This is a genomic window from Cupriavidus sp. UBA2010 (assembly GCF_002335265.1).
Taxonomy (GTDB): Bacteria; Pseudomonadota; Gammaproteobacteria; order Burkholderiales; family Burkholderiaceae; genus Cupriavidus; species Cupriavidus metallidurans.
In genome coordinates this window covers 164,739-183,631 of sequence record NZ_DDCI01000010.1, presented here as the reverse complement: position 1 = coordinate 183,631, position 18,893 = coordinate 164,739, and the positions used below count along the sequence as shown (strand labels likewise).

14 protein-coding genes are annotated in these 18,893 nt (G+C 65.3%); 11 read left to right on the top strand and 3 right to left on the bottom strand.

Annotation, left to right across the window (positions count from 1 at the left end; all coding sequences use genetic code 11):
* Nucleotides 1-42: 42 nt before the first annotated feature.
* Nucleotides 43-1,362: a lysophospholipid transporter LplT gene (lplT, locus tag B2246_RS06335; RefSeq protein WP_024570878.1), complete on the bottom strand. Its 1,320-nt coding sequence runs from the start codon at nt 1,360-1,362 to the stop codon at nt 43-45.
* A 459-nt stretch (nt 1,363-1,821) separates the two neighbouring features.
* On the opposite strand from lplT, the gene alr reads away from it, so the two are divergent.
* Both alr and radA read left to right on the top strand, forming a co-directional pair.
* On the top strand, nt 1,822-2,928 hold the full coding sequence (alr, locus tag B2246_RS06330) for an alanine racemase (RefSeq protein ID WP_008649104.1): 1,107 nt from the start codon (nt 1,822-1,824) through the stop codon (nt 2,926-2,928).
* Nucleotides 2,929-4,296 (top strand): DNA repair protein RadA, encoded by a 1,368-nt coding sequence (radA, locus tag B2246_RS06325; protein WP_008649103.1) that lies wholly within the window; start codon nt 2,929-2,931, stop codon nt 4,294-4,296.
* 73 nt (nt 4,297-4,369) lie between these two features.
* Here the strand turns inward: radA and B2246_RS06320 are convergent, their stop codons facing one another.
* Entirely contained in the window at nt 4,370-6,466 is a 2,097-nt protein-coding gene (locus B2246_RS06320; protein ID WP_286962404.1) for a hypothetical protein, read from the bottom strand.
* 306 nt (nt 6,467-6,772) lie between these two features.
* Here B2246_RS06320 and B2246_RS06315 point away from each other — a divergent pair, with 306 nt between their 5' ends.
* Nucleotides 6,773-7,258 carry a disulfide bond formation protein B gene (locus B2246_RS06315; RefSeq protein WP_008649101.1) on the top strand — a complete coding sequence of 162 codons (486 nt, stop codon included), beginning with the start codon at nt 6,773-6,775 and terminating at the stop codon, nt 7,256-7,258.
* Between the two features lie 106 nt (nt 7,259-7,364).
* On the opposite strand, the gene B2246_RS06310 is transcribed toward B2246_RS06315, so the two are convergent.
* On the bottom strand, nt 7,365-9,287 hold the full coding sequence (locus B2246_RS06310) for an ATP-binding cassette domain-containing protein (RefSeq protein WP_286880819.1): 1,923 nt from the start codon (nt 9,285-9,287) through the stop codon (nt 7,365-7,367).
* A 289-nt stretch (nt 9,288-9,576) separates the two neighbouring features.
* On the opposite strand from B2246_RS06310, the gene B2246_RS06305 reads away from it, so the two are divergent.
* The 8 genes from B2246_RS06305 to B2246_RS06270 all read left to right on the top strand — a co-directional run bounded on the left by B2246_RS06305 (nt 9,577) and on the right by B2246_RS06270 (nt 18,889).
* Nucleotides 9,577-10,479 carry a MurR/RpiR family transcriptional regulator gene (locus tag B2246_RS06305; RefSeq protein ID WP_035881998.1) on the top strand — a complete coding sequence of 301 codons (903 nt, stop codon included), beginning with the start codon at nt 9,577-9,579 and terminating at the stop codon, nt 10,477-10,479.
* A 25-nt stretch (nt 10,480-10,504) separates the two neighbouring features.
* A complete protein-coding gene (locus tag B2246_RS06300) occupies nt 10,505-11,473 on the top strand; it encodes an isoaspartyl peptidase/L-asparaginase family protein (protein WP_186425324.1) in 969 nt (322 codons plus the stop codon).
* Between the two features lies 1 nt (nt 11,474).
* Nucleotides 11,475-13,367: a dipeptide ABC transporter ATP-binding protein gene (locus B2246_RS06295; RefSeq protein ID WP_008649097.1), complete on the top strand. Its 1,893-nt coding sequence runs from the start codon at nt 11,475-11,477 to the stop codon at nt 13,365-13,367.
* Between the two features lie 28 nt (nt 13,368-13,395).
* A complete protein-coding gene (gene gsiB, locus B2246_RS06290) occupies nt 13,396-14,952 on the top strand; it encodes a glutathione ABC transporter substrate-binding protein GsiB (protein ID WP_286880815.1) in 1,557 nt (518 codons plus the stop codon).
* 221 nt (nt 14,953-15,173) lie between these two features.
* Nucleotides 15,174-16,094 (top strand): glutathione ABC transporter permease GsiC, encoded by a 921-nt coding sequence (gene gsiC / locus B2246_RS06285; RefSeq protein WP_008649095.1) that lies wholly within the window; start codon nt 15,174-15,176, stop codon nt 16,092-16,094.
* A 10-nt stretch (nt 16,095-16,104) separates the two neighbouring features.
* Complete coding sequence (gene gsiD / locus B2246_RS06280) at nt 16,105-17,007, top strand: glutathione ABC transporter permease GsiD (protein WP_186425325.1); 903 nt, start codon at nt 16,105-16,107, stop codon at nt 17,005-17,007.
* Complete coding sequence (locus B2246_RS06275) at nt 17,007-18,065, top strand: P1 family peptidase (RefSeq protein WP_286880812.1); 1,059 nt, start codon at nt 17,007-17,009, stop codon at nt 18,063-18,065. Before gsiD ends, B2246_RS06275 begins: the two co-directional genes overlap by 1 nt.
* The gene (locus B2246_RS06270; protein WP_286880810.1) at nt 18,062-18,889 is read left to right on the top strand and encodes a M55 family metallopeptidase; all 828 of its coding nucleotides are present in this window, start codon (nt 18,062-18,064) and stop codon (nt 18,887-18,889) included. Before B2246_RS06275 ends, B2246_RS06270 begins: the two co-directional genes overlap by 4 nt.
* Nucleotides 18,890-18,893 lie beyond the last annotated feature (4 nt).

Below are 18,893 nucleotides of genomic sequence, written 5' to 3'. Positions count from 1 at the left end.
GGGCGGTGGTCCCCGCCAGCAGGGCTGCGGGCCCCGCCTGGGTCAGTGGTGCTTGTCCTCGCCGATCATCGCCAGCGAGTTGTAGATCTTCACATTGTGCTTGTGCAGGCGCATGACCAGCAGCATGGTCGCGCAGATGAACAGGCCCAGCGCCACGATCACGAACCCGATCGGTACATTCAATTTGATCAGCAGCGCGTACAGGCACAGCATCAGCAGCACCGACACATTCTCATTGAAGTTCTGCACCGCGATCGAGTGACCCGCCGAAAGCAGCACGTGGCCGCGGTGCTGGAGCAGTGCGTTCATCGGCACCACGAAATAGCCGGACATCGCGCCGACGATCATCAGGAAGACGTAGGCGATGGCCATGTACAGCGGCATGTGCAGGCCGAACAGGTCCAGCGTCACATCCGGAATGGTGTCCTTGGTGTAGAACGCCATGATCATCACCGTTACGCCCATGGCCACGCCGAACGGCAGCACGGACAGCGACTTGCGCAGCGGAATCCTTGCTGCCGCCATGATCGCGCCCACGGCCACGCCCACGGCCACCACGGCTTGCAGTAGCGCGCCTTGCGACAGGTTCAGGCCGAGTGACTTTTCCGCCCACTTGAGCACGATGAACTGCAGCGTGGCGCCCACGCCCCAGAACAGGGTGGTGACCGCCAGCGAGATCTGGCCGAGCTTGTCACGCCAGAGCGCGATAAAGCAGTCGCCGAACTCCGCGATCAGCTTGACCGGGTTCTTTTCCTGCTGGGGATAGCGGGCACCGGTGTCCGGAATGAACAGGTTGAAGATCGACGCGATCACGTAGAAGAACATGATCACCACCATCGCCGCTTCGGCCGGCGTATTGATGCCGGTGTCAATGTACGGCATGTCGAAGTGCAGCAGGATGGTGGAGACGTGAACTGAGATCAGCGCGCCGCCCACCACGGTGCCCAGGATGATCGAGCCCACGGTGAGGCCTTCGATCCACCCGTTCGCCATGACCAGTTTCTCGGGGGGCAGCAGTTCGGTCAGGATGCCGTACTTGGCCGGCGAATAGGCCGCAGCCCCGAACCCGACGATCCCGTAGGCCAGCAGCGGGTGCAGCCCGAACATCATGATGGCGCAGCCGACTATCTTGATCGTGTTGGTGATCGCCATGACCTTGCCCTTGGGCATCGAGTCCGCGAAGGCGCCCACAAAGGCAGCCAGCACCACATAGGACAGCACGAAGAACAGCTTGAGCAGCGGGGTCATCCACTGCGGGGAATGCAATTCGGTGAGAAGGGCAATGGCAGCAATGAGCAGCGCATTGTCGGCCAGCGACGAAAAAAACTGCGCGGCCATGATCGTGTAGAAACCCTTCTTCATACCTTCGACTTTGTCTCCATCGCGGAAGCCCGCCTGGGCGGACAAATGCCCGCCAGCCGGCAGCGCCGCGGCTTGCAGGGAACCTGTCGCTCCAGCTTTGTCAAAGTGGGGCGGTTGCGCAACATTCGCGTGCTTTGCCGCCTGCCTGACCGTCATTGACATATTGCTTCTCTTTTAAAACATTGCCGGAGCGTCCGGCTTTATATCACGAAACCGCGACATTTCAGCACACAGGGAAACGCGCATTGGACAGCATGTCGCCGCTTGGATTCCCGGAATTTTCGTCCGGTTGTGTTCAAATATCGACTGCGCGATGCGAGAGCCGCAGGCCGGCGTTTCTGCCGACCATCCACCACCGTCCGGTGTCCCCATCAACGCACGAATCCCGCAGGTTGCTGACCGGGTCTTCCCTGAATTGGTGCAAGACCCATCCGGCAGCCGGCCCAAGTTGTCTATTCCATGCCAAGACCCATTCAAGCCGTCATCCACCAGCCCGCGCTGGCCAACAATCTTGAGGTGGTGCGTCGCCAAGCGCCGGCATCCCGCATCTGGGCTGTCGTCAAGGCCAACGCCTACGGCCACGGCATCCGCCGAGTCTTTGCCGGTCTCAAGGCCGCCGACGGGTTTGGCCTGCTCGATCTCTCGGAAGCCGTGCTGTTGCGCGACCTTGGGTGGCAGGGCCCGATCCTGCTGCTCGAAGGCATCTTCCAGGCGCAGGATGTGCCGCTGCTCGAGCAATACCGCCTGACCACCGCCGTGCACTGCGAGGAGCAGTTGCGGATGCTTGAGCTGGCCCGCCCCAAGGGGCCGCTGGCGATCCAGCTCAAGCTGAATACCGGCATGAACCGCCTCGGCTTCCGTCCGGCGCAGTACCGCGCCGCCTGGGAACGGGCCCGGACCATGTCCTGCATCGGCAGCATTGTCCACATGACGCACTTTTCCGATGCCGACAGCAAGCGCGGCATTGCGCATCAGGTGGAAGCCTTCGAAGCCGCCACGGCCAACCTGCCGGGGGAGGTCAGCATGGCCAACTCGGCCGCCGTGCTCTGGCATCCGCAGGCGCATCGCAACTGGGTGCGCCCCGGCGTCATCCTCTACGGCGGATCGCCCACCGGGGTGTCGTCCGATATCGCCGAGACCGGCCTGCAACCGGCGATGTCTCTCCATAGCGAGCTGATCGGCATACAGGATCTGCAACCAGGCGATACGGTCGGCTATGGCTCCATGTTTACTGCGGACCGCGCGATGCGGGTCGGGGTGGTGGCGTGCGGCTACGCCGACGGCTACCCGCGCCATGCGATGGGCTGGGGCGAGCGCCGCGCGCCGGTGCTGGTCGACGGCGTGCGCACGCAATTGGTGGGGCGGGTGTCCATGGACATGATCTGCGTCGACCTGACCCCCTGCCCGAAGGCAAAGGTAGGCACGCCGGTCACGCTCTGGGGCCATGGTCTGCCGATCGACGACGTGGCCGCCGCCAGCGGCACGGTTGGCTATGAACTGATGTGCGCGCTGGCGCCGCGCGTGCCGACTTCCGTTGCCACGTTGACTACCGCCGACGCCGTATAAATGGCCAAAACCAAGACGGTATACACATGCACCGAGTGCGGCGGCACCACGCCGCGCTGGGCGGGCCAGTGCCCACAGTGCAACGCCTGGAACACGCTGGTGGAAACGGTGGCGGATTCGGGTTCGTCCGCGGCACGCCGTTTCCAGCCGCTGGCGACGTCCGCCGTGGTGCGCAAGCTGTCGGAGATCGAGGCGGCCGATGTGCCACGCTTCTCGACCGGTATCGACGAGTTCGACCGCGTGCTTGGCGGCGGCCTGGTGGCGGGTGGGGTGGTGCTGATCGGCGGGGACCCTGGCATCGGTAAATCGACCCTGCTGCTGCAGACGCTGGCCAACCTGTCGGCCAGCCGGCGCGTGCTCTATGTGAGCGGCGAGGAATCCGCCGCCCAGATCGCGCTGCGCGCCCATCGCCTGGGTGTGGAGGCGGCCACGCTCGGCCTGCTGCCCGAGATTCAGTTGGAGAAGATCCAGGCCACGCTCGAGGCCGACAAGCCCGAGGTGGCCGTGATCGACTCGATCCAGACGGTTTACTCGGAGGCGCTGACGTCCGCGCCGGGCTCCGTGGCTCAGGTACGCGAATGCGCGGCGCAACTGACGCGGATCGCCAAGAGTACCGGCATCACGATCATCCTGGTCGGCCACGTGACCAAGGAAGGCAGCCTGGCCGGCCCGCGCGTGCTCGAACACATCGTGGATACGGTGCTGTACTTCGAGGGGGACACCCATTCCTCGCACCGCTTGATCCGGGCGTTCAAGAACCGCTTCGGCGCGGTCAACGAACTCGGTGTATTCGCAATGACCGAGCGCGGCCTGCGCGGCATCAGCAATCCGTCGGCGCTGTTCCTCTCCCAGCATGAGGAGCAGGTGGCCGGTTCCTGCGTGCTGGTGACTCAGGAGGGCACGCGGCCATTGCTGGTCGAAGTGCAGGCGCTGGTCGACACCGCCAACGTGCCGAATCCGCGCCGGCTGGCCGTGGGCCTCGAGCAGAACCGGCTGGCCATGTTGCTGGCCGTGCTGCATCGTCACGCGGGTATCGCGTGTTTCGACCAGGACGTCTTCCTGAACGCGGTGGGTGGGGTCAAGATCACCGAGCCGGCCGCCGACCTGGCCGTGCTGCTGTCGATTCATTCGTCAATGCGCAATAAGCCGCTGCCTCGCGGCCTGGTGGTGTTCGGCGAGGTGGGCCTGGCGGGAGAAATCCGCCCGAGCCCGCGCGGACAGGAGCGGCTCAAGGAAGCCGCCAAGCTTGGCTTCACGATGGCGGTGATTCCGAAGGCCAACGCGCCCAAGCAGCGGATCGACGGACTGGAGGTCATCGCGGTGGACCGGCTGGAACAGGCCATCGACCGGGTCAGGCATCTGGACTGACGTGGAAGGAAAAAAAGCCCCGCCGAAGCGGGGCTTTTTCATGGGCGCCGTCTCTGGCGCCCGAGCTGCCGGATCAGCGGTAGGTGCCCACCACCCGCACGAACTTCTGGGTATCGTCACCCGTGGTCGAGCGGATCTCGATGGTGCGCTGGTCTCCGGCCGAAGCGAAGGCCGGGAACGTAGCGCCGTTGCAGCTACCGAACGCGCTGGAGCCCTGCTTGGCGGTGCTGACCGTGACGGAGCGCTGCAGGTACGACGGCACGTTGGTCTGGATGAACGTGCGATCGCCCGCTGCGGGCGCGGGCGCAACCGCGGCGGCGAACTGGCGGCCGAAGGCGAGGGCGCGGTCCACGGGCTCGGCGTTCTGTGTCCAGTTCACATCGACCGTGGTCTGGACGCCGGTCTTGCCGCCGGACGTCGTCACGAAATCGAGACTGCCTTCCGCGATCTCGTTCCAGGTCTGGCGCGCGATGACAGACGGCATCAGCACGCCACCCGACGACGTCACGCTGAACGAATCGTCCGGCGAGGCCGGCAGAGCGGTCTTGGGGGACAGATCGTTGTTCAGATACCAGACGTCGAACGTGTAGCTGGCGAAGGTCGGGATCGCGGCGATGTCGCTGTCGGACAGCGGCGCCGACGCATAGGTGTTGGCGCCCGAAGTCAGCGACGACCAGGTCAGCGCGTCTCCAGCTTTCAGCGGCGTCGCGGCCAGGACCACGGTGCTGCTGGACTGTCCTGAATCGCTGATGACCGCGTTGGGCGCCACGAGGTCGTTGGCGGCATACGTCAGCGAGCCGTTCAGGTTCTGGATCACGAGGTTGGCGCTTGAGCCGCATACGCGCGAACGGGCCAGTACGACACCCGCGCTGGGCAGGCCGGGGCCCGTGACGCGCACGAGCTGCGCTTTGATGCCGAGACCGGTCTGCGGATTCAGCAACACGCGCAGACTGGTTTCATAGCGCGAAGCGATGCCCGCGCCCGGATTGCGCTCGATCACCTTGCTGATGCGGCGCGTGACGGCAGCTTCGTACTGGCGCTGGTTGCCGGTCATCGTCCACGTGCCGGCGCGGTTGGTCACGCGGCGGGTGAACTGCGACGTACTGCCGTCGGCACGCACGAACGGGAAACGCACGTATGCCGTGGCCTCGCCGCTATCGGCCTTGCCGTTGAACAACACGATCGGAGCCTGGAATACGGCGCCATTCATGTCAGTCGACGAGAACAGGGCGGAGAAATCGACGGCTGCCGAATAGCTGTTGTTGAGATAGTCGCTGGCGAATGCCGGCGCGCACGCCGTGAGCAGCGCGGTGGCGCTGGCACGTGCGGCCGGCGCCGCGGCGAAGCAGGCTTGCAGGTTCGCGCGGATTGCTTCGAACGTACGGGCATTGGTGGAGGCTGTCGGCGTAGGCAGTGCGGCGGGCGGGTTGGTCAATGCGCCGGCGTCGAGCACGGCTTCCGGAATGGAACCGCCCGTAAGTTGTGCCCCCCGGGATGCCAGCTTGACGCCGTTGGTGGTCAGGGTCACGTGGATGAGGTCGATGACCGCGTCGGCGCCCTGGCCCTCGGTGGTGAGCGGGGTGGTAATCGGGTCAAAGCTGCTGGCGTTCAGCCCGGCGCTGGTTGCGACATTGGCCAGCACGGCACGCAGGGCGGCCGTGGCTTGCTGCACGCCGGCGCTGCTGACCTTGCTGTTGAGCGCGCTGGCGCTGGTCAGGTCGGACGGATTGCCGCCAGCCAGCAATGCCGCAAGCGCGGTAGTCAGCGGCGTCACGTTGGCCGTGACCGTGGAGCCGCTCGCGGGTTTGGTCGGCAGCACGGACACATAGGTCACGGTCTCGCCACCGGCCGTGCCGGTTGCCAACAGGGCAAACGGCGCGCGGAAGCCGGATACGTCGAAGCTGTACCGTCCGTTTGCGTCGGCGACGCGGGTGCCGACGGTCTTGCCATCGGCATCGAACATGGTGACCTGCGCGCCGCCCATGAACGCACCGGATGCCGCAGTACCTTGCACCGTTGCCGCGGGCTGGCTGCCGCCGCCATTGCTGCCACCAGTGCTGCCGCTATCGCCGCCACCACCACATGCCGCTATCACCGCAACCGTCATGATGCCGAGCACGGGTGTCCAGATGCGCGAGCCACGCCCGTGCAACGTCTCTTGAATCCCCATTTGATTTGATTTCCCTGAGTGCCGGATGGCGAGTCCGGCTGTCTTATTGGATTTCTTGCGTTTGCCGATCCGAGAGGATATTCACGTGGCGATGATGCTGTTCCCCACTTTGGTGGGGTGTGGCGAGTGCGACACAAAGGCCGGCCACGCTTGACGGCGGACCATGCGCGGGCACTTGGTCAATGCCGAATCGGGTCGATGCGGCAATCCGCCACAGCTGCCGGCGAGGCCGGTTGCCGGGGCGCAATGAAGATATCGATGAAAATGGGTAATAATCGCGTCGAAGAAATTTCGCACCCAATGCCCATGCAAGCCAATTCCCGAACCTATTTCCTGCTGATCGCCATCGTCTCCTTTGCGATGGTCGGTGCCGCGCTGTATATGCAGTACGCGGAGAACCTGCAACCGTGCCCGCTCTGCATCATGCAGCGCTTCGCGTTCATTGGTATCGGTATCTTTTCGTTGCTGGCGGTCATCGCGCAGAACACGCGCACGCTCTGGCAGGGCCTGGGGATGCTTTCTGGCGTGGGCGGCATTGCCGTGGCGGGCTACCAGGTGGCGTTGCTGATGAACCCGAAAGCGTCCTGCGGCATCGACCCGCTGGAGAACTGGGTTAACTCGCTGCCCACGGCCAAGCTGCTGCCGCAGGTGTTCTATTCGGATGGCCTGTGCACGGCACCCACGCCGCCCATCCTGGGCCTTTCAATTCCGGCCTGGTCGCTGATCTGGCTGCTGATTCTGACGCTGACGCTTGCCGTCGGGCTGATTCGTCGCGAGAAGCATTTCCGCTGAGCGGCGTGATTCTTGGCTCTCTTGGCCTTCTTGTCCTTCTTGTCCTTCTTGAGCCCCTTTCCCGCGTGCGTGAGAGGGGCGCAAGCTTCAGGTCGATTGAGTTGCCTCAGGCGATCTGCTCGATCTGCTCCTGCAGTTCGAGCCAGCGTTCCTCCAGTTGCTCGAGTTCGCCGGTGACTTCGCCCTGGCGCTTGAGCATGTCCTTCAGCTTCGTCTTGTTGGCGTCGTCGTAGCTCGACGCGTCAGACATGAACGCGTCGATCGTGGTCTTGTCGGCCTGTAGCACCGACATCCGCTTTTCTACTTTTTCCAGTTCCTTCGTCAGCGGCTTGCGCAGTACCGACAGGCGCTGGCGCTCGTCGGCTTCTGCGCGGCGCTGGTCCTTCCGGTTGACCACGGGCGCGGCTTCGGCTGCGTGCGCGGCCGTGGCCGCGTTGCGCTTGGCGGCCGCCTGTTGCAGCAGCCAGTCGCGGTAGTCGTCCAGATCGCCATCGAACGGGCGGATCGTGCCCTCGGCCACGAGCATGAACTGATCCGAGGTGGCGCGCAGCAGATGTCGGTCGTGCGAGACCAGGATCAGCGTGCCTTCGAACTGGGCCAGCGCCATCGTCAGCGCTTCGCGGGTGTCGAGGTCCAGGTGGTTGGTCGGTTCGTCCAGCAGCAGCAAATTCGGCTTTTGCCAGACGATCAGGGACAGCGCCAGCCGGGCCTTCTCGCCACCCGAGAACGGTTCGATCGGCGACGTCGCCATGTCACCGCGGAAATTGAAGCTGCCCAGGAAGTCGCGCAGCTCTTGCTCGCGCACGTCCGGCGCCAGCCGCGCCAGATGCTGGAGCGGCGAATCGTGGTCGCGCAGCGTTTCCAGCTGGTGCTGGGCGAAGTAGCCGATCACGAGTCCCTTGCCCAGCCGGACGGTGCCGTTCAGCGGCGCCTGCGTGCCGGCCAGCGTCTTCACCAGCGTCGACTTGCCCTGGCCGTTCGCGCCCAGCAGGCCGATGCGCTGGCCGTTCTGGATCGACAGCGCAAGGTTGTGCAGGATCGTGACAGGTGGGTCGGCCTCGGCATAGCCGCAGTCGACACCTTCCAGCACCATCATCGGGTTCGGCGCCGAATCGGGCTCCCGGAACTCGAAAGCGAAGCCGGCTGCCACGTGCACCGGCGCCAGCCGCTCCATCTTCTCCAGTGCCTTCACCCGGCTTTGCGCCTGGCGTGCCTTGGTGGCCTTGGCCTTGAAGCGGTTGATGAACGACTCCAGGTGCGCGATTTCCTTCTGCTGGCGCGCGTAGGCCGACTGCTGCTGCGCCATCTGCTGCAGCCGCATCGTTTCGAACTGCGTGTAGTTGCCGCCGTAACGCTTCAGTTGCTGGTTCTCGATATGCACCGTGACGTTGCAGATCGCGTCGAGGAATTCGCGATCGTGCGAGATCATCACCAGCGTGCCTGGGTAGCGCGCAAGCCAGTCTTCGAGCCAGACGATGGCGTCGAGGTCCAGGTGGTTGGTCGGTTCGTCAAGCAGCAGCAGGTCCGACGGGCACATCAGCGCCTGCGCCAGGTTCAGGCGCATCCGCCAGCCGCCCGAGAACGATGCCACGGGCTGCGACACCTGCGGCAGCGTGAAGCCCAAGCCCAGCAACAGCGCCTCGGCGCGCGCGGCGGCGGTGTAGCCGTCGGCGTCGGCATAGGCTGCATGGGCTTCGCCTTCGGCCGAGCCATCGCCGCTGGCCTGGGCGGCGGCAATCCGGGCCTCGATCTCGCGCAGGCGGGTATCGCCATCGACCACATAGTCCACGGCGGAGCGGGCCACCGCGGGCGTCTCCTGCGCCACATGGGCAATACGCCACTGGGCGGGCAGGAAGACGTCGCCGCCGTCGGCGTGCAACTCGCCGCGCAGCATGGAGAACAGCGTGGACTTGCCACTGCCGTTGGCGCCGACAAGGCCGACGCGCTCGCCCGGGTTGAGCGTCACGCTGGTGTGGTCGAACAGCACCTTGGTGCCGCGCTGGAGGACAAGCTGGTCGATTCGGATCACGGAGGAGACGGGAGGCTAATGCTGGAAACGGTTTTTCGGCAGGCGGGCATTGTATCGCGCCGGGATCTGAAGGCTGTCGCTGCTGGCTATGTTCGGCCGCTTGTTCTGAGGGATTACCCCTAATCGGCCACTTTTCACTCTCCTGGTATGGCAATTGCGTGTAAATTTATTTACATAGATGGCTGCACCGGGAAAGTGCTTTTTCATCAAAGCGCGATGCCGGTCCTGGTGCGCCAATCATTGTTTCGCGCTGATTCGCGCGGTTTTGAATAGATCCTGTAGTCCCGAGATGCCAGACGGCCAGCCAATTTCCGAGCGTATTGCACGCGCCTTGCCAACGTTGACGCCCGCGCACCAGCGCATGGCGCAGTACGTGCTGGAGAACCCGTTCCGCGCCGCCACGATGCGGATCGACGAGTTCGCCACGGCCGTGGACGTATCGGTGGCCACGGCCAACCGTTTTGCGCGCGCGCTGGGATTCGAAGGCTATCCGCAGTTCCGCACCGAACTCGTACGCGGCTTCGAGGCCACGCTGGCACCGGTGGAGCGATTGCGCGACGAACTGGCGCGCCCCACCACGGCGGCGGAGGTGTTCGCGGCTTCGCTCGAGGAGGGTATCCGTAATCTGGAAGCCACGCGCCGCGCGCTGGACCCCGAAGCCTGCGAGCGTGCGGTGTCGGCGATCCTGGAGGCGGAGCGTGTCTACGTGATGGGCTTTGGCGCCAGCGGATTCCTGGCCGGGCTGCTGCAGCACGGTCTGGAGATGCATTGCCGCATGGTCACGTCGGTGTCCAACGCCGGTGGCGCATCCCATGCGGGACGGCAACTGTTCAAGCTGCAACCGCAGGATCTGGTCATCGCCATCGCGTTTCCGCGCTACGTGACTGACACGGTCATGCTGGCCCAGCGCGTCAAGGAGCACGGCGGCCGATTGATGGCGCTGACCGATGGCCCGGCATCGCCGCTGGCACCGCTGGCTGACTACACGCTCTACGCCAATACTGGATACCGGTTCTCCGCCAATTCCGATGCGACGGTTCTGGCGCTGATCGAGGCGCTGTGCGGCGCCGTGGCGCACCGGTCCGCGCGGTCGGTCAAAGCGGCTGCCGAAATGACCGAATTCCTGCTGCCCTGGCTACACGGCGCGCCCGACGCGCGTGGTGGCCGGATTGCCGCGAAATCTTCCGACTGATCCCCGACCGAAGTAGAAGGACCCCATGTCTCAAGCTGTTATCGCCATCCACGGTGGCGCGGGCACGATCACCCGTGCCGCGATGAATGCCGAGCGCGAACGCGAGTACACCGCCGCGCTCGAGCAGGTACTGCTCGCTGGCCAGCGCGTGCTGGCCGACGGCGGCACCGCGCTCGACGCGGTCACCGAAGCGGTGCGCCTGCTCGAAGACTGTCCGCTGTTCAACGCCGGCCGGGGTGCCGTGCTGACCCATGCCGGCACGTTCGAACTCGACGCGGCAATCATGGATGGCCAGACACTGGGCGCCGGCGCCGTGGCCTGCGTCAAGCGCCTGCGCAACCCGGTGCTGGCCGCGCGCGCCGTGCTGGAACGCAGCGAGCACGTGCTGTTCGCTGCCGAAGGCGCCGAGGCGTTCGCCGAAGCGCAGGGGCTGGAACTGGTCGGGCCCGAGTACTACTTCACGCAGGCCCGCCACGATCAATGGGTGCGTGCGCAGGCCAGCACAGGCATGGCGCTGCTCGACCACGACGCGGCTGCACTGGCCGCCCGGGCGGGGGCTGCCGATCCGATCGATCCCGACAACAAGTTCGGCACGGTTGGCGCGGTGGCCTGCGATGCCGCCGGCAACCTCGCCGCGGCCACGTCGACCGGCGGCGTCACCAACAAGCAGGTGGGCCGCGTGGGCGATACCCCGATCGTTGGGGCCGGCTGCTACGCGGACGACGTCGCGGCAGTCTCGGCCACGGGCACGGGCGAGATGTTCATCCGCACCGTGGCCGCGTTCGACGTCTCGGCGCAGATGCGCTACGCGGGGTTGTCGCTCGAGGAATCGGCGCGCCGCGTGGTGATGGAAAAGCTTCCTGCGATTGGCGGCCGTGGTGGCCTGATCGCGGTGGACCGTGCGGGCAACGTCACGCTGCCGTTCAACACGGAAGGCATGTACCGAGGCGTGGCGCGCGTTGGCGAGCCGGCCACTGTCTGGATCTACGGCTGATATGGCGAAGACCGTTTCGAAACAAGGCATCGTGCTGCCGCCCGAACGCGTGGTGGCCGTCGACAACCTCACCGTGCGCTTCGCCACGTCGGAGCGTACCGTCGAGGCTGTGCGCAACCTGTCGTTCCATGTCGACCGTGGCGAAACGCTGGCCGTGGTTGGCGAGTCGGGCTCGGGCAAGTCGGTGACGTCGCTGGCGCTGATGCGCCTCGTGGAGCACGGCGGCGGCAAGATCGCCAATGGCGCCATGGCGCTGCGCCGGCGCAATGGCGAGGTGCTCGATCTGGTCAATGCCGGCGAATCGACGTTGCGCAAGGTGCGCGGCGCGGACGTGGCGATGATCTTCCAGGAGCCGATGACCTCGCTGAACCCAGTGTTTCCGGTCGGCGAGCAGATCGCGGAGTCGATTCGCCTGCATCAGGGCAAGAACAAGGCCGCAGCCCGTGCCGAGGCGCTGCGTATGCTGGAACTGGTGCGCATTCCGGAGGCGCGGCGCGTGCTCGACCGCTTCCCGCATCAGCTCTCGGGCGGCATGCGGCAGCGCGTGATGATCGCGATGGCGCTGTCCTGCAAGCCGGGGTTGCTGATTGCGGACGAGCCGACTACCGCGCTCGACGTGACGATCCAGGCTGAGATCCTGCAACTCATCCGCAATCTCCAGGCGGAAATGAACATGGGCGTGGTCTTCATCACGCACGACATGGGCGTGGTGGCCGAGGTGGCCGATCGCGTGCTGGTGATGTATCGCGGTGAAAAGGTGGAGGAGGGCACGTCAGATCAGGTGTTCCATGCGCCCGCCCATCCGTACACGCGCGCGCTGCTGTCTGCCGTGCCGAAGCTCGGCGCGATGGCGGGCACCGATCTGCCGGCCCGTTTCCCGCTGGTGCAGATGAGCGATACCGACAAGGTGGTCGAGGAAGCGCCGCAGGACACTATCCCGGCAGGCGCCAAGCCGATCCTGCGCGTACGCGACCTGGTGACGCGCTTCGATGTGCCAGGCGGCCTGTTCGGCAAGGTCACGCGCCGCGTTCACGCGGTGGAGCAAGTCAGCTTCGATCTCTACCCGGGCGAGACGCTGGCGCTGGTTGGCGAATCGGGCTGCGGCAAGTCGACCACGGGACGTTCGCTGTTGCGGCTGGTCGATTCGCAGAGCGGCACGATCGAGTTCGCAGGCCAGAACATCAGTCAGATGCAGGGGCCGGCGCTTCAGGCGCTGCGCCGCAATATCCAGTTCATCTTCCAGGACCCGTTTGCGTCGCTGGACCCGCGTGTGCCGGTCGGCTACTCGATCATGGAGCCGCTGCTGGTGCACAAGGTGGCCAGCGGCAAGGAAGCCGAGGCGCGAGTTGCCTGGCTGCTCGAAAAGGTGGGCCTGACCGCCGCGCACGCATCGCGCTATCCGCACGAGTTCTCGGGTGGCCAGCGCCAGCGGATCTGCATCGCGCGCGCCCTGGCGCTGAACCCGAAGGTGGTCGTGGCCGACGAGTCGGTGTCGGCGCTCGACGTGTCGATCCAGGCGCAGATCGTCAACCTGATGCTCGGCCTTCAGCGCGAGCTGGGCGTGGCCTTCCTGTTCATCTCGCACGACATGGCCGTGGTGGAGCGCGTAAGCCACCGCGTGGCCGTGATGTATCTGGGCCAGATCGTCGAGATCGGCCCGCGTCGCGCCATCTTCGAGAACCCGCAGCACCCGTATACGAAGAAGCTGATGTCGGCGGTGCCAATCGCCGATCCGGCCCGGCGCCACATGAAGCGCGAGCCGCTTTCCGACGAGATCCCCAGCCCGATCCGCGCGGTCGGTGACGAGCCAGTGGTCCAGCCGCTGGTTGCCGTGGCCGGCAGTGGCGCGCACGGACATTACGTAGCCCGGCACGCCGTCGGCGGCGCCTACTGAAGTTCGTTTTCCTCAAGGAGAAGTGAAGATGTCTGACCGCAAGGTTTCGTTCCGCCTGATGGCCGGCGCCACCGCAGTGGGCGCCATGGGCATGATGGCCGCCGCGCCGGCATTTGCCGCCAAGGACGCGGTGATGGCCGTGTACTCCACCTTCACCACGCTGGACCCGTACGACGCGAATGACACGCTGTCGCAGGCGGCGGTGAAGTCGTTCTACCAGGGCCTGTTCGGCTTCGACAAGGACATGAAGCTGGTCAACGTGCTGGCCGAGAGCTACGACGTCAGCAAGGATGGCCTGGTCTACACGATCAAGCTCAAGAAGGGCGTGAAGTTCCACGACGGCACCACGTTCGACGGGACCGCCGTCAAGGCCAATCTGGACCGCGTGACCGATCCGGCCAACAAGCTCAAGCGCTACACGCTGTTCAACCGTGTGGCCAAGACCGACGTGGTGGACCCGAACACGGTGCGAATCACGCTCAAGGAACCGTTCTCGCCGTTCATCAACGTGCTGGCCCACCCGTCGGCGGTGATGATCAGCCCGACCGCGCTGAAGAAGTACGGCAAGGAGATTGCCTTCCACCCCGTGGGCACCGGTCCGTTCGAGTTCGTGGAATGGAAGCAGACCGATTACCTGAAGGGCAAGAAGTTCGCGGGCTACTGGAAGACCGGCTATCCGAAGATCGACACGATCACCTGGAAGCCTGTGGTCGACAACAACACGCGCTCGGCCGTGATGCAGACCGGCGAGGCCGACTTCGCGTTCAGCATTCCGTTCGAGCAGGCTGCGGTGCTCAAGGCCAGCCCGAAGGTGGACCTGATCGACGGGCCGTCGATCATCCAGCGCTACCTGTCGCTGAACACGATGGTCAAGCCGTTCAACGACCCCAAGGTGCGTCAGGCGATCAACTACGCGATCAACAAGGAGGCGCTGGCCAAGGTGGCGTTCGCCGGCTACGCCGTACCGTCGGCCGGCGTGGTGCCTCCGGGCGTGGACTACGCCGAGAAGCTGGGCCCATGGCCGTACAACCCGGCCAAGGCGCGCGAACTGCTCAAGGAAGCCGGCTACCCGAACGGCTTCGAAACCACGCTGTGGTCGGCCTATAACCACACCACCGCGCAGAAGGTGATCCAGTTCGTGCAGCAGCAGCTGCAGCAGGTGGGCATCAAGGCGCAGGTGCTGGCACTGGAAGCTGGCCAGCGCGTGGAACGCGTGGAGTCCGTGGCCAAGCCCGAGGACGCCGGCGTGCGCATGTACTACGTGGGCTGGTCGTCGTCGACCGGTGAATCGGACTGGGCGCTGCGTCCGCTGCTGGCTTCGGAAGCGATGCCGCCGAAGCTGCTGAACACGGCCTACTACAAGAACGACCAGGTCGATGCCGATATCGCCAACGCGCTGCGCACGACCGATCGCGCCGAGAAGGCCAAGCTCTACAAGGATGCTCAGGAACGCATCTGGAAGGACGCGCCGTGGGCCTTCCTGGTGACCGAGAAGGTGCTGTACGCGCGTTCGAAGCGCCTGACCGGCGCGTACGTGATGCCCGACGGCTCGTTCAATTTCGACGAGATCGATATCAAGCAGTAAGCGGTTGGTATGTCTTCGGTGTTTTCCCCTCTCCCATTCATGGGGGAGGGGGAGTGCCGCAGTAACGCAGTAACGCAGTAAGAGTGGTTGCAAGTCGTGGTATCGCAGTGCCGCAGTACCAAAAACAAGCACAAGCTGTATGCAGTAAGCCGTGTGGCTGCCTGCCCGGATACGCGGGGTTGAGGGCGGGCGGCCGGCGGTCCTCAATTTTCCGTTGCGAGATGCTGAATTACTTCCTCAAACGACTTCTGGGCGTGATACCCACCATGCTGATCGTGGCGGTGCTGGTATTCCTGTTCGTCCATCTGCTGCCCGGCGATCCGGCGCGGCTGGCCGCGGGCCCGGAGGCCGACGCGGACACCGTGGAACTCGTGCGTAAGGACCTCGGGCTCGATCGCCCGATGCCGGAGCAGTTCGTGCGTTACTTCTCGAACGCTCTGCGGGGGGACTTCGGTACCTCGCTGCGCACCAAGCGGCCCGTTTCGGAAGAAATCGGCGACCGCTTCCTGCCCACGTTGTACCTGACGATCGCGTCGATGGTGTGGGCCGTTATCTTCGGCATGACCATCGGCATCTGCTCGGCCGTGTGGCGGAATCAGTGGCCGGACCGCCTGGGCATGACGCTGGCGGTGTCGGGTATCTCGTTCCCGGCCTTCGCGCTGGGGATGCTGCTGATGGAAGTGTTCTCGGTGCAGCTCGGCTGGCTGCCGTCGATCGGCGCCGATAGCTGGAAGCACTACATCCTGCCGTCGCTGACGCTCGGCGCAGCCGTAGCCGCCGTGATGGCGCGATTCACGCGCGCATCGTTCATCGAGGTACTGCAGGAGGACTTCGTCCGTACCGCGCGCGCCAAGGGCGTGCGCGAGACCGTGGTCGTGATCAAGCATACGCTGCGCAACGCAATGATTCCCGTTGTGACGATGATGGGCCTGCAGTTCGGCTTTCTGCTGGGTGGCTCGATCCTCGTCGAGAAGGTGTTCAACTGGCCCGGCCTCGGCCGCCTGCTGGTGGATGCCGTGGAGATGCGCGACTACCCGGTGATCCAGGCCGAGGTGCTCTTGTTCTCGCTCGAATTCATCCTGATCAACCTGGTGGTGGACGTCCTGTACACCGTGATCAACCCCACCATCCGCTACAAATAAGGAGGCTGGCATGTCCGATATTTCCACGCCCGCCGCTCCCGAGGCCGCCAACGTCCCGGAGGCCGTCCGCACGCCCTGGACCGAGTTCTGGCGCAAGTTCCGCAAGCAGCATCTCGCGCTGGCCGCCGGCGCGTTCGTGCTGCTGCTGGTGGTGGTCGCGATTCTGGCGCCGCACATCGTCCCGTACGATCCCGAGAACTTCTTCGACTACGACGCGCTCAACGCAGGCCCGTCGGCCGCGCACTGGATGGGCGTTGACTCACTCGGGCGCGACATCTTCAGCCGCATCCTGGCCGGTACGCGCATTTCGCTGGCGGCCGGCTTCTTCTCGGTGATCATCGGCGCGGTCATTGGCACGGTGCTGGGCCTGCTGGCCGGCTACTACGAGGGCTGGTGGGACCGCATCGTCACGCGCATCTGCGACGTGTTGTTCGCGTTCCCGGGCATCCTGCTTGCAATCGCCATCGTCGCGATCCTGGGCAATGGCATGGTCAACGTGATCTTCGCAGTGGCGGTGTTCAGCATTCCAGCCTTCGCGCGCCTTGTGCGGGGCAACACGCTGATGCTCAAGCGGCTCACGTACGTGGAAGCGGCACGTAGTATTGGCGCATCCGACTGGACGATCCTGATGCGGCATATCCTGCCCGGTACCGTGTCGTCGATCGTGGTGTACTTCTCGATGCGGATCGGCACGTCGATTATCACGGCGGCTGGCCTGTCATTCCTGGGCCTTGGCGCGCAACCGCCCACGCCCGAGTGGGGCGCGATGCTGAACGAGGCGCGCGCTGACATGGTGACCGCGCCCCATGTGGCGATTTTCCCGAGCCTGGCGATCTTCCTGACCGTGCTGGCGTTCAACCTGCTGGGCGATGGCCTGCGCGATGCGCTCGATCCGAAGATCGACCGGCGCTGATGGCACCTTCAGCACGCATTGAACACAAGTCGAGCACGATGATGGATCTCCCCGTGATTGGCACGTTGCCGCCGGGCCCTCGCAATGCGATCACCGACGTGGCTGGCGTGACCGTCGGCCACTGCACGCTGGCCGACGGGGCCTGCCAGACCGGGGTGACGGTGATTCGCCCGCATGCGGGCAATGTCTACCGCGAGAAGGTGCCTGCCGCCGCCGCCGTGCTGAACGGATTCGGCAAGAGCATCGGCCTGGTGCAGGTCGACGAACTCGGCGTGCTGGAAACGCCGATTGCGCTGACCAACACCTTCTCGGTCGGCGCACTGGCACAGGCGCAGATCCGCGCGGCCATTACCGAGAACCCCGAGATCGGCCGCGCCTGGCCCACCGTCAATCCGCTCGTGTTCGAGTGCAATGATGGCTACCTGAACGATATCCAGGCGATGGCGGTCCAGGGGATCCACTACGACAGCGCCCTGGCGGCCGCGAGCGTGGATGTCGCACAAGGCGCGGTGGGCGCGGGGCGGGGCATGTCGTCGTTCGGCGTCAAGGGTGGTATCGGCACTGCATCGCGCGTTGCGGGCGGCTACACGGTTGGCGCGCTGGTGTTGTCGAACTTTGGCACGCCGGATTCCCTGATCTATGGCGGCAGGCCGCTGGGCGCGGCGCTGGCCGCCCAACTGAGGCAGGAAATCGTCCCGGAGAAGGGATCGATCATCATGATCGTGGCCACCGACGCACCGCTCGACGCGCGGCAGCTAGGCCGGCTTTCGCTGCGCGCCGGCGCGGGGCTGGCGCGAACCGGCTCCGTATTCGGCCATGGCTCTGGCGATATCGCGCTGGCGTTCTCGACGGCGTACACCGTGCCGCATCTGGCCGACGTGCCGATGCCGGCCGTGCAGATGGTGCATGAAACACGGCTCGACCCGCTGTTCCGCGCCGCGGCTGACAGCGTGGAGCAGGCCATCGTCAATGCGCTCTGGCATGGCGAAACCGTTCATGGCCGCGATGGGCACACCCGTCGGGCACTACGAGACCTGTTGCAGGAACTGATGGCATGAAGATTCTGGTTTCCACCGACATCGAAGGCGTGGCGGGCGTATTCCACGCCGAGCAGACCCGCGCGGGGAATGGAGAGTACGAGCGCGCGCGTGCCTGGATGACGGCCGAGGCCAACGCCGCCGTACAGGGCGCATTCGCGGGTGGCGCTACCGAGGTGTTGGTCAACGATTCGCACGGGGGCTTCCGCAACCTGCTGCCGGATCAGATCGACCCGCGCGCACAACTGGTGCTGGGCAAGCCGCGCTATCTGAGCATGATGGCCGGCGTCGAGCAGGATTGCGACGGCGTGTTCATGATCGGCTATCACGGCCGGGCGCAGAGCCGTGGCGTGCTGGCCCATACGATCAACAGCGGCGCATTCGCGCGCGTCTGGCTCAACGGGCAGGAGCTGGGCGAGGCGGGCATCTACGCCGCATTGGCCGGCGAGTTCGGCGTGCCGGTGATGCTTGCCAGCGGCGATGACGTCTTCATCGCGGAAACGCAGCCGCTGATGCCATGGGTGCGCTACGTGCAGACCAAGGCCGCGGGCGGGCAGGGCAGCGGCACCTCGTTGTCGCCCGCTGCCGCTCGTGAAGCGATCGCAGTGGCCGCCGAGTCCGTGACGCGCGATGCGATCGTCCACGCCGAGGCACGTTGCTTCGAACTGCCCGGGCCGGTGAGTTGCCGCCTGCAGACGACGACCACCGCCCACGCCGACCTGTTCTGCCAATGGCCCGAGTTCGAACGGGTGGAAGGTGTCACGCTGACATTCACGGCGCCGACCGTGCAGGCTGCGGTGCGAATGCTGAACTGCTGCTCGGCGATGTCGTTCATGCTGAAGTAGTTGT